11 protein-coding genes are annotated in these 13,656 nt (G+C 69.7%); 8 read left to right on the forward strand and 3 right to left on the reverse strand.

From position 1 onward, the window contains the following. Positions 1 to 5 precede the first annotated feature (5 nt). The 5 genes from ACYVOM_RS22405 to ACYVOM_RS22425 all read left to right on the forward strand — a co-directional run bounded on the left by ACYVOM_RS22405 (position 6) and on the right by ACYVOM_RS22425 (position 6,930). Positions 6 to 2,201 (forward strand): DUF6049 family protein, encoded by a 2,196-nt coding sequence (locus ACYVOM_RS22405; protein WP_460305413.1) that lies wholly within the window; start codon positions 6 to 8, stop codon positions 2,199 to 2,201. After that, positions 2,176 to 3,867 carry a murein biosynthesis integral membrane protein MurJ gene (gene murJ / locus ACYVOM_RS22410; protein WP_460305414.1) on the forward strand — a complete coding sequence of 564 codons (1,692 nt, stop codon included), beginning with the start codon at positions 2,176 to 2,178 and terminating at the stop codon, positions 3,865 to 3,867. Before ACYVOM_RS22405 ends, murJ begins: the two co-directional genes overlap by 26 nt. 86 nt (positions 3,868 to 3,953) lie before the next feature. Continuing rightward, entirely contained in the window at positions 3,954 to 5,543 is a 1,590-nt protein-coding gene (locus tag ACYVOM_RS22415; protein WP_460305415.1) for a protein kinase family protein, read from the forward strand. Further along, positions 5,543 to 6,223 carry an RNA polymerase sigma factor SigM gene (gene sigM / locus ACYVOM_RS22420; RefSeq protein ID WP_460305416.1) on the forward strand — a complete coding sequence of 227 codons (681 nt, stop codon included), beginning with the start codon at positions 5,543 to 5,545 and terminating at the stop codon, positions 6,221 to 6,223. The genes ACYVOM_RS22415 and sigM overlap by 1 nt, the downstream gene beginning before the upstream one ends. After that, positions 6,220 to 6,930, forward strand: coding sequence for a hypothetical protein (locus ACYVOM_RS22425; RefSeq protein ID WP_460305417.1), 711 nt, complete (start codon positions 6,220 to 6,222; stop codon positions 6,928 to 6,930). Before sigM ends, ACYVOM_RS22425 begins: the two co-directional genes overlap by 4 nt. A gap of 77 nt (positions 6,931 to 7,007) precedes the next feature. On the opposite strand, the gene ACYVOM_RS22430 is transcribed toward ACYVOM_RS22425, so the two are convergent. Continuing rightward, positions 7,008 to 7,568, reverse strand: coding sequence for a dienelactone hydrolase family protein (locus ACYVOM_RS22430; RefSeq protein WP_460305418.1), 561 nt, complete (start codon positions 7,566 to 7,568; stop codon positions 7,008 to 7,010). A 130-nt stretch (positions 7,569 to 7,698) separates the two neighbouring features. On the opposite strand from ACYVOM_RS22430, the gene trxB reads away from it, so the two are divergent. After that, positions 7,699 to 8,625 carry a thioredoxin-disulfide reductase gene (gene trxB, locus ACYVOM_RS22435; protein WP_460305419.1) on the forward strand — a complete coding sequence of 309 codons (927 nt, stop codon included), beginning with the start codon at positions 7,699 to 7,701 and terminating at the stop codon, positions 8,623 to 8,625. A 3-nt stretch (positions 8,626 to 8,628) separates the two neighbouring features. Then, complete coding sequence (trxA, locus tag ACYVOM_RS22440) at positions 8,629 to 8,943, forward strand: thioredoxin (protein ID WP_460305420.1); 315 nt, start codon at positions 8,629 to 8,631, stop codon at positions 8,941 to 8,943. A gap of 218 nt (positions 8,944 to 9,161) precedes the next feature. On the opposite strand, the gene ACYVOM_RS22445 is transcribed toward trxA, so the two are convergent. Together ACYVOM_RS22445 and ACYVOM_RS22450 are read right to left on the reverse strand one after the other, a co-directional pair. After that, complete coding sequence (locus ACYVOM_RS22445) at positions 9,162 to 10,280, reverse strand: hypothetical protein (RefSeq protein WP_460305421.1); 1,119 nt, start codon at positions 10,278 to 10,280, stop codon at positions 9,162 to 9,164. 166 nt (positions 10,281 to 10,446) lie between these two features. Continuing rightward, complete coding sequence (locus ACYVOM_RS22450) at positions 10,447 to 11,049, reverse strand: GNAT family N-acetyltransferase (RefSeq protein WP_460305422.1); 603 nt, start codon at positions 11,047 to 11,049, stop codon at positions 10,447 to 10,449. Positions 11,050 to 11,233: 184 nt separating this feature from the next. Between ACYVOM_RS22450 and ACYVOM_RS22455 the strand changes: the two genes are divergently transcribed. Continuing rightward, complete coding sequence (locus tag ACYVOM_RS22455) at positions 11,234 to 12,469, forward strand: aminotransferase-like domain-containing protein (RefSeq protein ID WP_460305423.1); 1,236 nt, start codon at positions 11,234 to 11,236, stop codon at positions 12,467 to 12,469. The last annotated feature ends 1,187 nt before the right edge of the window (positions 12,470 to 13,656 follow it).

Here is a 13,656-nt window from a genome sequence, read left to right on the forward strand (position 1 = left end):
CCTCAGTGAGGAAACGACTCACGGCTGCCCTCGGGGCAGTCCTGTTCATGATGACCGCGGGGTTCGCCCCCGTGGCGGCGACCCCCGCCCAGGCGAAGGCGCCGGGCAGGAACCAGGTCTCGATCATCCTGGAGAACGTGACGCCGAGCGTCCTCGGCGCGAAGACCAAGACGCTGAAGATCAAGGGCAAGATCGTCAATTCCGGTTCCACCGCGCTCACCGGGGTCCAGGTCTCCGCCCAGTACGGGGCGCGCCTCACCACCCGCGCCCAGCTCGGCGAGTTCGCCGCGGGCGGCGCCGGCACCGCGACCGCCGCGTTCGACACCTCCCGCGGCCCCTTCGACCTCCCCGCGAACGGCTCCCAGCGGTTCACCCTCACCGGCGACGCCACCCGCCTCACCGGCATCGCGCCCGGCGACCTGTCGGTGTACCCCCTGGCGATCACCGCCTCCGACGCCGAAGGCCCCCTGGACGCCGAGGCCCGCACCTTCGTGAACTACGTGCCCAAGGACGCCAAGAAGACGATCAAGCCGACCAGGGTCGCGTTCGTCTGGCCGCTGATCGACACCCCGCGCCGCACCACCGACGCCGAGTTCACCGACGACGGCCTCGCCTCCTCCCTCGACCCCGACGACGGCACGGACGGCAGGCTGAACGCCCTCCTCGACGCCGCCGACTCCGGATCGACGGCCAACGCGGGCGCGGTCACCCTCGCGATCGACCCGGCCCTCGTCACCGACGTCGAGGCGATGCAGCGGGACTACCAGGTCGTCAAGCGGACCGACAACGGCGACGGCGGCACCGACGCCGCGGTCGAGAACAAGCCGTCCAACGGGGACGCCAAGAACTGGCTCAGCAGGCTCCGCGCCTACGTGGACGAGGACCGCCAGTTCTTCCTCACCCCCTACGCCGACGTCGACAGCGTCTCCCTGGTCAACAAGAAGATGGCCCAGGGCTCCGTCAACCTCCTCAAGGCGGCCTACAGCGACAAGAAGCGCGCGACGGACATCCTGAACGCCGAGGAGACGTACAAGAATCTGGCCTGGCCCGGCAACGGCACGATCAACCAGGCGACGATCGACCGGCTCGTCCGCCTCGGCGACAAGGGCAGCAGCCAGTTCCTGCTCACCAGCGACCAACTCCAGGCCGTCGCGGGCCTGAGCCACACCCCGAGCGCCGCGCACACCGTCGAGACCTCGGGCGGCAAGGTCAAGCCCGCGCTGGCGTTCGACGAGACCATCCAGCAGGTGATCAGCGGCAACACCCGCGCCGAGGGCGGCGCGCTCAGCGCACGCCAGCGCTACCTCGCCGAGACCGCCATGATGACGGCCGAGGCGCCCAGCCAGCCCCGGACCCTCATCGTCGTCCCGGACCGCCGCTGGAACCCCGACCCGGGGTTCGCGAAGTTCCTCCTGAACCACAAGGACGCCAGGTCGGGCTGGCTGAAGCCCACGCCGCTCGGGGTCGTCGCCCAGCAGAGGACGGAAGAGCGCCAGCTCGTCACCTACCCGGACCGGGACGCCGAGTTCAGCCGCACCTACCTCGACGACGTCAAGGCGATGTACAACAAGTCCACCGCCTTCGCGAACCTCTTCGCCGAGGCCGACACCTCCCTGCTGCGCGCCCCGATGCGGGCCTCCTCGAACGCCTGGCGCGGTGGCGGCGCCCGCAAGGAGGCCGCCTACGGCTTCCTCGACGCCACCGAGAAGGCCGTCGACGCCGAGGTCGGCAAGATCAACCTGGCCAGCGAGGAGGTCAAGCAGCTCGCCGGATCGTCGGGGATGCTGCGGTTCACCGTGGTGAACGAGCTGACCGAGGGCCAGGTCACCGTCAGGATCGAGATCTCCGCCGAGCACAAGGGCGAGCTGGTGTTCCCCGACTCGTCGGACCCGCAGGTGTTCACCGACACCCGGCCGGTCGACGCGGGCCAGAAGGACACCTTCATGGTCGCGGTCAAGCTGCCGACCGGCGGCTCGATCAACAACAAGATCCCGGTGAAGGTCCGCATTCTCAACGAGGCCGGGCAGGAGATCAACTCCAGCACCCTCGACGTCAGTACGACCGGAGTCTCCGCAGTCGGCCTCTTCATCACCATTGGCGCGCTCGGCGTGCTGGTGGTCGGCGTAGGCTTCCGGGGGATGCGCGCGCGGCGGCGGCGCAAGGAGGAGGAGGCTCGTGACGACGGAGCAGCAGCCGGCTGAGCAGACGCAGGAGCCCCAGGCGGAGAAGCCGGTGAGCTCCAGCATCATGCGTTCGGGCGCGCTCATGGCGCTCGGCACGATCGCCTCCCGGATCACCGGGTTCGTCCGCAGCGCGGTGATCATCATCGCGCTCGGCAACGGCATCCTCGGCTCGATCTACAACCTCGCCAACACCATTCCGAACATCATCTACGACCTGCTGTTCGGCGGCATCCTCGGCTCGATCATCGTGCCGATGATCGTCCAGGCGAAGAAGAAGGACCGCAAGTACGGCGAGCGGTACGAGCAGCGGTTCTTCACCGTCGCGATGCTCGGCCTGGCCGTGATCACCGGGATCGCCGTGCTCGGCGCGCCGCTGATCATGCGCGCGTACGGCGGCGCCGAACTCCAGGGCGAGGACCTCAGCCTCGCGGTGCTGTTCGCCATGTTCTTCCTCCCGCAGATCTTCTTCTACGGGGTCGGCGCGTTCGCCGGGGCCATCCTCAACACCCGCGACTCCTTCGCCGCCCCGATGTGGGCGCCGGTGCTCAACAACGTCGTCGTCATCGCCGTCGGCGTCGCGTTCCTCGTCGTCCAGGGCGGCGGGCCGCCCACCGCGGCCAACCTCACCGACGCCGAGTTCCTGCTGCTGGCGATCGGCACCACCGGCGGCATCGTGCTCCAGACCCTCGTGCTGTGGCCCGCGCTGCGCCGCACCGGCTTCCGCTGGCGGCCCCGCCTCGACTTCCAGAAGGGCGAACTCGGCCAGGTCGGCAAGGCCGCCGGATGGACGCTGCTGTACGTCGTGCTCATCCAGATCGGCTTCCTGATCGTCACCCGGCTCAACACCACGGCCGGGTTCATGGCCGAGGAGGAAGGGCTGTCGGGCGCCTACGGCTACGCGTCCTACGCGACCGCCTACCAGTTCTTCCAGCTCCCGTACGCGATCGTCGCCGTCTCGGTGATCACCGCGCTGCTGCCCCGGATGAGCGCGCACGCCGCCGACGGCGACACCGACGCCGTCCGGGACGACTTCTCCTCGGGCCTGCGGCTGTCCTCGGTGCTGATCATCCCCGGCGCCGCCTACATGCTGGCGCTGGCGCCCGACATCGTCCAGGCGCTCTTCGCGCACGGCAACACCAGCGCCGCCGACGCCGCGGTGATCGGCCGGATCATGCAGGTCTTCGCGATCGCGCTCGTCCCGTTCTCGATCTACCAGCTGATGCTGCGCGTCTTCTACGCCCACCGGGACACCCGCACCCCCGCGCTCCTGGCGTTCGTCACGGTCGCGGTGAACGTCGGCACCGCCCTCGCCGCGTTCAACCTGCTGCCGACCGAGGACATCGTCGTCGGCATCGCCGGCGCGTTCGTGGTGACCAACGCCGTGGGCGTCATCGTCTGCGCGCTGGTCCTGCGCCGCCGCCTCGGCCGGATCGACGCGGGCCGGATCATCGCCGCGCACGTCAAGATGCTCGCCGCGGCGGGCCCGATGGCCGCGTTCGCGGTCGGCTGCCACGTCCTCATCGAAAAATGGGCCGGAAGCGGACTTATCCCATCCCTGGCCACACTGGTCGCAGGCGGCCTCGGTGGTGGCATTCTTTACCTTGTCGCCGCGAAGGTGCTCCGCATCCCCGAGGTCGACACGATGGTAAGGACGCTCAGCGCCCGAATTCCGGGACTGCGCTAACCTCTCGGCCCTACTACGATGTCAGGCACCATGGGATTCGACGATGTGCGGCGCAGTGACCGGCCGAAGATCCGGCGGGGATCGTCATGAGCACTTCAGTCATTGAACCCGGGAACCGGCTCGCGGGGCGCTACCGCCTCGAAGAGCAGGTCAGCGAAGCGGGCGGCTCCACCCTCTGGAAGGCGATCGACGAGATCCTCGCCCGGGCCGTCTGCGTCCGGACCTTCGCGCCGGACTTCCCGCGCGCGGCCGAGGTCGTCACCGCCGCCCGCAGCGCCTCCCGGTTGACGGACCCGCGACTCACCCAGGTCTTCGACGCCGACGACACCGGCGAGCTCGCCTATGTCGTCAGCGAATGGGTGAGTGGCGACACCCTCGAGGACATGATCGCCAAGGACGGGCCGCTCGCGCCCGGCCGCGCGGCCCGCTTCGTCTCCGAGGCCGCCGAGGCGCTGGCGTCGGCCCACCAGGCCGGGATTTCCCATCTGTGCCTCACGGCCCGCGATCTCGTGTGGACCACCGGCGGCACCGTCAAGCTCACCGGGCTCGGCGTCGAGGCCGTGCTGAACGGCGTCACGACCTCGGACCCGGCCCGGCTCGACGCCCTCGGACTCGGCCAGATGCTGTACGCGGCCCTCACCGGCCGGTGGCCCGGCGCCGCCGCGGAGTCGTCCCTGCCGATCGCGCCGGAGACCGACGGCGAGTTCGCCGCTCCCGGCACGCTGCGCGAGGACCTGCCCGCAGCGGTCGAGGCGATCGTGTGCCGCGCCATGGAGATCGGCGCCCCCGACTCCCCGCTGACCACGCCTGCCGAGGTCGCCCAGGCCCTCACCGGCGTGCCGCGCACCCCGCTGCCGCTGTTCGCCGGGCTCCAGTCCGGCCCGCCGCCCGCGGTGATCAACCGGACCCGGCCCGAGCCCAAGCCGGAGCCGCGGACCGTTCCCGCGCCGCGCCCCAACGCCACCCTGCCGACCCCGCAGCGCACCGCCCGGATGCCGGCCGCCCCTCCGCCTCCACCCGCCCCCACCGACGCTCCCAGGCCCGGCACGGGCGAGCCCAAGCCCGTCAACCGTCCGCTCATCGGCGGTGCCATCGCCGCCGCCGCCGCGGTGATCGCGCTGGCCGTCTGGGGATTCACCGGCGGGGACACCCCGAAGACGCAGCCGACGTCCGGCTCCTCCACTGAGGCGTCCGCGCCCTCCGAGGCCGGCTCCGGCGGCGCCAAGCTGGCGATCACCGGCGCCGAGGGCCTCCAGCAGGTCAAGCCCGGCCAGGACGGCCACAGGGACGAGTCCGTCGAGGCTCCGGCCAACGCCGCCAAGGTCGTCGATGGCAAACCTGGTACCTACTGGGAGACCCAGCAGTACCACGACACGATCTTCGGCAACTACCTCGACGGTGTGGGCGTCCGGCTCACCCTCGGCGAAGGCGGCGAGATCGGGCGGGTCACCCTCAACGTCCCGGGCACCAGCGCGGGCGCCCGCTACACCGTCTACATCGGCGACTCCCCCGACCGCGCCTCCCTCAACGAGGCCGCGACGGGCACCCTCGTCGGCGGCAAGAACGAGATCAAGGTCGACGAGGCGTCCGGCAAGTACGTCATCCTGTGGTTCCCCCAAGGCCCCCCCTCCGGCAAGCTCCGGGTCGGCGAGGCCTCGGTCTACGGAGCGTCCTGATGGCCCTCTTCGGACGTGGAAGGCCCGAGCAGCCGCCCAGCGACAAGGAACTGCTCCGCCGTCACGCCCAGGGCGACCCGCACGCCTTCGGCGAGATCGTCGCCCGGCACCGCGACCGGATGTGGGCCGTCGCCCTGCGCACCCTGGGCGACCCCGAGGAGGCCGCCGACGCCCTCCAGGACGCCTTCCTGTCGGCCTACCGGGCCGCCGGCCGCTTCCGGGGCGAGTCTGCCGTCACGACCTGGCTGCACCGGATCGTGGTGAACGCCTGCCTCGACCGGGTCCGCCGCCGTGCCGTCCGCCCGACCGTCAACCTCCCCGACGCCGAGACCCTCGACGCGCTCTCCCCCAAGAACAACGACCCCACGTCGGCGCACGAGTTGTCCCTCGACATCACCGACGCCCTCGCCCACCTGCCCTTCGAGCAGCGGGCCGCACTCGTCCTCGTCGACATGATGGGCTACTCCGTCGACGACGCCGCCTCCGTCCTCGAAGTGCCGCCCGGCACCGTCAAGAGCAGGTGCGCCCGCGGACGGGCACGACTCGTGCCGCATCTCCGGCATCTACGGAACCGTCGCGGAGGCAACCGCGTCGAACCCTCGAACGTTGGTACTGACGTTCCCGCCGTTCCACGGCAGGGTGGCTCACCAGTGCTCGAAGAAGGAGGGGGCGCGTCATGACGGTCCGGCACTACGACCTCGACGTGCTCGCGGATCTCGCCGAAGGCCTGCTCGACGACGAGACCACGACGGCCGTCCGCGGCCACCTGGAGGCATGCGCGCGGTGCGCGTCCCAGGTCCCGGACCCGACAGAGATGAACGACGTGACCAGGGTGCTGGCGGCGGCTCCACTGCCGCCGCTGCCCACGAGCCTGGTGGCGAGACTCGACGCGGCGCTGCTGGCCGAGGCGACACGCGGGGCCCCCGCCCACGTCGTCGACCTCGCGGAACGGCGCCGGATGAAGGCGTCGCGCATGGCGAGGCTCGTCTCGGTGGCGGCCGCCGCGGTGGTGGTCTCCGGCGTGGGGGCCCTCGCCATCGCGAACGGCGCCTTCGACGACACCGACGCGCGCGACCTGCAGAATGTCGCGACCCCGCCGACGCCTGCGCGGACCGCGGAGAGCGTCGACGCGAGCGGGCGGGACTACTCCGCGAAGGACCTGGACGGGTCGATCGCGGGCACAGTCCGCGTCAAGGGGGAGGCCGTGCGGCCTCTCACCGATGATCAGCGGGCCTGTCTGAACAAGACCGTCCCGGCGGACGAGTCGATCCTGTTCGTCGACGTCGCGAAGTACGAGGGCACCCCGGCGATGATCATCTACGCGGGGGGCGCGGTCTACGTCACCGGGTCGACCTGCGACCTGATCGCGCACACCCCCGCGGGCTGACCGCCCGCGGCCGACCCCTGGCCTACCTCATGGCCGTGCGCTGTTTCACGTGAAACAGCGCACGGCTTGTCGCGGGATCAGCCGACCTCGTCGAGGAAGTCCAAGGCGATCGCCCAAGCCTGCTCGGCGTAATGGGCGTCGTAGTCCGGCAGACCGGAGTCGGTGAACAGGTGCCCGGCGCCCTGGTAGCGGAAGATCTCCACGTCCGCGCCGGCCCGGCGCATCTCCAGGTACCAGGAGTTCAGCCAGTCGGCGGTCTCGTGCGGGTCGGGATCGGCGACGTGGAGCTGCACCGGCAGCTCCGTCTCGGCGTCCTCGGCGAGGTCCGACGTGCCGTGGATCAGCAGTAGGCCCTTCGCCCGCTCATCGGCCAGGCCGACGGTCTGGGCGAGCGCCGCGCCGAGCGAGAAACCCGCGTACACCAGCCCCTCGGCCGAATGCGGGGCCGATTCCTTCACCGCCCGGCTGAGGAGTTCGTCACGGCCTACCTCGGCCAGGATCTCCTGGCCCTCCTCCCAGCTCTGCGCGGTACGGCCCGCGAAAAGATCGGGGACATGCACGACATGCCCCGCCTCGCGTAGCCGTTCGGCTGCCTCTTCGACAGCCGGACGCAAACCGTAGACGGAGTGAAACAACATCAGTGCGGCCACATCTCTACCCTAAGGGTCTACAGGGCCCTCACCCAGCAGGGAATGAGCGGGCCTTAGGATTCGTTGTCGCCCGCGAGAACGCCGAGCGGGCGCCTTTGCCGAGGAAGAGGGAGCAGAAGTGACCACCGACATCCGCGAAGTGATCATCATCGGGTCCGGCCCCGCCGGATACACGGCGGCGATCTACGCGGCACGAGCGGACCTCAAGCCCCTCGTCTTCGAAGGATCCATCAGTGCCGGTGGCGCCCTCATGAACACCACCGAGGTCGAGAACTTCCCGGGCTTCCCCGACGGGATCATGGGCCCCGACCTCATGGACAACCTCCGCAAGCAGGCCGAACGCTTCGGCGCCGAACTCGTCACCGACGACGTCACCGAAGTCGACCTCACCGGGCACCCGAAGGTCGTCAAGGTCGGCGAGGAGTACCACTACGCCAAGGCCGTCATCGTCGCGACCGGATCCGGTTACCGCGAACTCGGCCTGCCCAACGAGAAGCGGCTGTCCGGACGCGGCGTGTCGTGGTGCGCCACCTGCGACGGCTTCTTCTTCCGCGACCAGAACATCGCCGTCGTCGGCGGCGGCGACACCGCCCTCGAAGAGGCGATCTTCCTCACCAAGTTCGCGCACGTCACCGTCATCCACCGCCGCGACACCCTGCGCGCCAGCAAGATCATGCAGGAGCGCGCCTTCGCCAACGAGAAGATCACCTTCCTCTGGGACAGCGAAGTCATCGACATCCTCGGCGAGGACAAGGTGAAGGCCGTTCGCGTCCGCAACACCCAGAACGGCGAAGAGGGCACCCTCGACGTCACCGGCCTCTTCATCGCGATCGGCCACGACCCGCGCAGCGAACTGTTCAAGGGCCAGCTCGACACCGACGACGAGGGCTACCTCACCGTCGAGCACCCGACCACCAAGACCAAGCTCGCCGGGGTTTTCGCCTGCGGCGATGTCGTGGACCATGTCTACCGCCAGGCCATCACGGCCGCGGCGAGCGGCTGCTCGGCCGCCATCGACGCCGAGCGCTACCTTCAGGAGGGCTGAACCATGCAGGCAGTGACCGACAACACCTTCGAAGCCGAAGTTCTCCAGAGCGACAAGCCCGTCCTCGTGGACTTCTGGGCCGAGTGGTGCGGCCCGTGCCGGATGGTCGCCCCGATCCTCGAGGAGATCTCCAAGGAGCACGGAGAGAAGATCTCCATCGTGAAGCTCAACATCGACGAGAACCCGACCATCACGAACAAGTACGGGATCATGCAGATCCCGACGATGTACGTGTACCAGGGTGGCGAGGTCGTCAAGCAGATCATGGGCGCCAAGCCGAAGGCGGCGCTGCTGCGGGAGCTCGGCGAGTTCCTGTAGGGCTTCCTCGGGGCTTCTGGCCCTGGGTCGGTCTGCTTCGGGGCGCTTCTGGGCCCGCGCGGAGGTTCTCCGTGCGGGCCTTTTCCTTTTTGCCCGCGGGTGGTGGCGAGGCGAGTCTTCTGGGGCTGTTGGACGTTGATCGGCCCCGCACGGAAGGGGGGTGTGGGGCCGAGGGGGATGGTGCGGGTGCGTCAGATGGTTCGGGTCTGGGTTTCGGGTCAGGCGGCGGGGGCGGCAGGGGCAACGGGAACGGCGGGCTCCGGGTCCGGGTCCGGGGCGGGGGCGCCGGGGAGGTCGGCCTCGAACTCGCACCACGGGGACCACACACCCGCCGCGACGTCGTCACGGGCCTGGAGGCGCCAGCTGTAGACCTGGCCGTCGACGAACGGGGCGTCACCCGCGGAGAACGCGAAGGTGCGCTTCTCGTTCGGGTCGGAGAACTGCATTCCGGACAGCACCGCCTTGAGGTCGGCCTCCGGTACGGCCACCGCGGCCGCAGCGGGCTTGAACTGGGCGCGCAGGCCGATGAATCCCCCGTCCGCGTCGGACGCCGTCCCGCCGAACGTGCCCGTCGCGACGTTGATCACCGGACGGGTCGCACCGGCGCCGCACGCGATCGCCGCGCCCCCGGCCGGCGTGAACGACGCGTTCTCGACGCCGGTCGGCACGTTGGCCCCCGGGTCCGCGCCGACGCCGCCGCCCACCTCGTCGCTGCTGGCCCGGATGACGAGCCGGGCCTTGTTCGCGAACTTTACGAATCCCTTGGCGGACTTCTCGTTGGCGGCCGACAGCCGGAGCGTCATCGTCTCGCCGCCCTTCTGCAGGATGCCCGCCGCGGCCTTCGTGATCGTCAGCTCCAGCGACTTCGAAGCACAGGCCGCCTTGACGGTCCCGAGCTTCTTCACCGTCTTCGGCTGGTTCTTCCACGTCGTCTTCTTGCCGATCCCGCCCGTCAGGTGGACGGTCACCTTCGGCGTCCCGCCCTTGCGGCACGGGTTCGGCGACAGCACCGGCACCACGAGCTTCACCGACTTCAGGTGGTCCTCGTAGGCGGCGTCCTCCAGCGTCATCCGGAAGTACGCGCGGTTGACCGATCCCGCGGTCTTGCCGACGGGCGCCGTCGTCTTCTTGTTGTAGAAGGCGGTCTTCGGCTGCTTGCTCGACACCCGCGCCCAGGCGACCTTGTTCCCGTTCGCGGCGCGGGCCGCTACGGCGGGCTCGGACGCGGCGGGTGCGGAGGGCTCCTCCGGCTCCGGTCCGAGGAGCGCGTGAGCGACGGGGAACGCCGAGACGGCGACGGCCACCGAAGCGGCGACGGCAAGGAGACGTGCTTTCACGAAGGGGGGCCTCTCGACACACAGGGGGAATGCGCCGGAGCCTAGCGGTCCCCGCCCACGCACGCCACGGCCTCCGCGACGGCCTCGCGCGCCTCTCCCGAAGCACGTGACCGATTTATTCCCGCAGTCCTGTTTGCCCTGATTTTTTCGAGGCCCTGAGATGGCCTCAGACGGGCCGCAAGGCACCCTCTGGGGTCATTGATCCAAGGAGACGCTCAAGGGCCACCTCGACGTCCTCACGCCACGACAGGGCCGATCGCAGATCGAGCCTCAGTCGCGGAAAGCGATGATGCGGACGAATCGTTTTAAATCCGACAGCGAGCAGGTAATCCGCGGGCACCATACAGCCACCCTCTTCTGCCTTCAGATCCCCGAACGCCTCAATGGCCTTCACACCCCGACGCGTCAAATCCTTCGCGACGCTCTGCACGAGCATCCGGCCGAGACCGCCGCCCGCGAACTCCGGAATGATGTGCGCGTTCATCAGCAGCACCGCGTCCGCCGAAACCGGGCTCGTCGGGAACGCCACCGACCGCGGCACGTACAGCGGCGGCGCGTACTGCACGAAACCCGCCGGAACGTTGTCGACATAAACGAGCTTGCCGCAACTCCCCCACTCCAGCAGTGTCGCCGAAACCCAGGCCTCTTTCTCCAGTCCCGGGTCGCCGACCGCGTCGGCCCGCTGGCGGCTCACCGGATCGAGCTCCCAGAAAACGCAGGTACGGCAGCGCCGCGGCAGTTCATCGAGGTTGTCAAGCGTGATGTTCACTACGCGACGCGACACCGGCACCGCACCTTCCCCTCGGTGACTGGTTCGAACGAGCCACCCCAAGGCCCCCCGAAGGCCAACCGGAATAGCCCATCCGGCATCGTATCCAATACCGCCCGGCGGGAACCTCAGCCCGTGCCGTACGGTGGGGTATCGGCCATCGCGCCCTTTCAGGAGGCAGACCATGGAGACCACACGCAGCGACTCGCATCTCAACCGTTACGCCGCCCGTGCCCAGGGCATGGTGGCGTCGGAGATCCGAGCTCTGTTCGCAGTGGCCTCTCGCCCCGAGATCGTCTCGCTCGCCGGCGGCATGCCTTTCGTCAACGCCCTCCCGCTCGACGCGGTCGGCGCGATGCTCCAGCACCTCATCACCACCAAGGGCGGCGAGGCGCTCCAGTACGGCTCCGCCCAAGGCGACCCGGAACTCCGCGAACGCATCTGCGACGTGATGGCCCTCGAAGGCATCACCGCCTCCCCCGAGGACGTCACCGTCACCGTCGGGTCCCAGCAGGCGCTCGACCTCCTCACCAAGATCTTCGTCGACCCGGGCGACGTCGTCCTCGCCGAGTCCCCCTCGTACGTCGGCGCCCTCGGCACCTTCGCCGCCTACCAGGCCGAGACCGTCCACGTCCCGATGGACGGCTACGGCCTCATCCCCGAGGCGCTCCGCGAGACCCTCGTCCGGCTGCGCGCCGAGAACCGCCGCGTGAAGTTCCTCTACACGATCCCGACGTTCCAGAACCCCGCGGGCGTCACCCTGTCGGTATCGCGCAGGGCCGAGGTCCTCGCCATCGCCGAGGAGTTCGACCTCCTCATCATCGAGGACAACCCGTACGGCCTGCTCTCGTTCGACGCCGCGCCGCCCCGCCCGCTGCGCGCCGACGAGTCCGAACGCGTCATCTACCTCGGCTCGTTCTCCAAGACGTTCTCCAGCGGCATGCGCGTCGGCTGGGCCCTCGCCCCGCACGCCGTCCGCGCGAAACTCGTCCTCGCCGCCGAGTCGGCGATCCTGTCGCACAGCAACCTCACCCAGCTCGCCGTCCGCGAGTTCCTCGCCACCCACCCGTGGCGCGACCAGGTGAAGTCCTTCGTCGAGCTGTACCGCGAACGCCGCGACACCATGCTCACCGCCCTCGACGAGTTCATGCCCGAAGGCACCACCTGGACCCGCCCCGCCGGCGGCTTCTTCGTCTGGTTGACCCTCCCCGAAGGCCTCGACTCCAAGGCCATGTCCCCCCTGGCCCTCGCCAACCGGGTCGCCTACGTCCCCGGCACCGGCTTCTACTCCGACGGCACCGGCCACCGCCACATGCGCATCTCCTACTGCTACCCCGAACCCGCCCGCATCCGCGAAGGCGTCCAACGCCTGGCCTCCGTCATCAACCAGGAACTGGACCTCCGCAACACCTTCGCCTAGTTCCCACCCCCACCCCGAAGCCGCCCGGCCACCGACCCCGGGCGGCTTCCCCTTTCCCAGCCCCACCTCACACCCAGCCCGTGCGGGTCCCAGAGCGGCCGAGTAGCGGGCCACCCCCCGGCGCCTGGACCCCCTGCCGCCCGGAACCCCCCGGCCACCTTGCAGTCACGACCCTGCCGCTCTACTCAAACGGCGCACACCTCGGAAAGCCGCGAAGCCTCAGTGCTGACTACTTCCGTGTCCTCTCACGTCGGCCGGTCCCCTCGGGACCGGCCGCCTCCTAAAACCCGAAAGTATTCAGCGCCCAACCTTCCCCACTTTCCAGCTCCTCTCCCGAGCAGCACCGTCAGATCCGCACCTGCAAGGTGGCCCGCGGGGTGACGAGACCTCCCCCCGAATCCACCCACCCCACCACGACACCACCGCACCGGTCCTCTGTTTCACGTGAAACAGCTCCCCTCAAACGGGCACCGTACCCGCCCGGCAGGACACAGAAGAGATCCGCGAAGGCCTCCAGCTCGCTGCCAAAGGCGCCATCGCACGCCGACCCACCCCTCGCGTTGCCGCCCGTGCAGCAGGCCAGCAATCGCGCACCCCACCGAGCACCCCACCGAGCACCCCACCGAGCACCCCACCGCGAAAAGGCTCTCATCCCCGGCTGCTGTTTCACGTGAAACAGCAGCCGGCACTCCGCACTCGGCAGCCATATCACGACGTTGAGGACTCCCCTCGGGACTTCATCGCCACCGGGGACCGCACGCACAGCGGCCTTTGCGCCCGATGCATCCTGGAGCAGACCGGTCCTCGTTCAAAGTCCCTTCTTCCGGCGCGCGGAACAGGTCCGCCACCTCCGAACGCATGCCGCCCCGCGCACCTGGGCGTCCACTGTGGCGGCATCGCCGACCGACTACGAGTCCGAACGATGGGCGCACGCACCACGTCGGGCGCAGGCTGCCCCGTTCACGTGCGCCACCGCACCCGCCAGCCAGGCTCCCAGCACCGCCGAAGGCGCTATCCAGGTCTCCGTTTCACGTGAAACACAGCTCCACCGCCCAACCACAAGGCTTCTCCCCGCGCCGCCAAGCGAGCACCTCGGGTTCTTCCGCCCACAGGTACTCGGCCAATTTCCCCGCTCCCCGCTCCCCGCTCCCCGCTCCCCGCTCCCCGCTCCCCGCTCCCCGCTCCCC

Source organism: Actinocorallia aurea (assembly GCF_054783995.1).

Excerpts from the sequence above, each read along its gene's own strand:
- ACYVOM_RS22415 (WP_460305415.1), top strand. The coding sequence starts at position 3,954 with ATGAGCACTTCAGTCATTGAACCCGGGAACCGGCTCGCGGGGCGCTAC.
- sigM (WP_460305416.1), top strand. The coding sequence starts at position 5,543 with ATGGCCCTCTTCGGACGTGGAAGGCCCGAGCAGCCGCCCAGCGACAAG.
- ACYVOM_RS22425 (WP_460305417.1), top strand. The coding sequence starts at position 6,220 with ATGACGGTCCGGCACTACGACCTCGACGTGCTCGCGGATCTCGCCGAA.
- ACYVOM_RS22430 (WP_460305418.1), bottom strand. The coding sequence starts at position 7,568 with ATGTTGTTTCACTCCGTCTACGGTTTGCGTCCGGCTGTCGAAGAGGCA.
- trxA (WP_460305420.1), top strand. The coding sequence starts at position 8,629 with ATGCAGGCAGTGACCGACAACACCTTCGAAGCCGAAGTTCTCCAGAGC.
- ACYVOM_RS22455 (WP_460305423.1), top strand. The coding sequence starts at position 11,234 with ATGGAGACCACACGCAGCGACTCGCATCTCAACCGTTACGCCGCCCGT.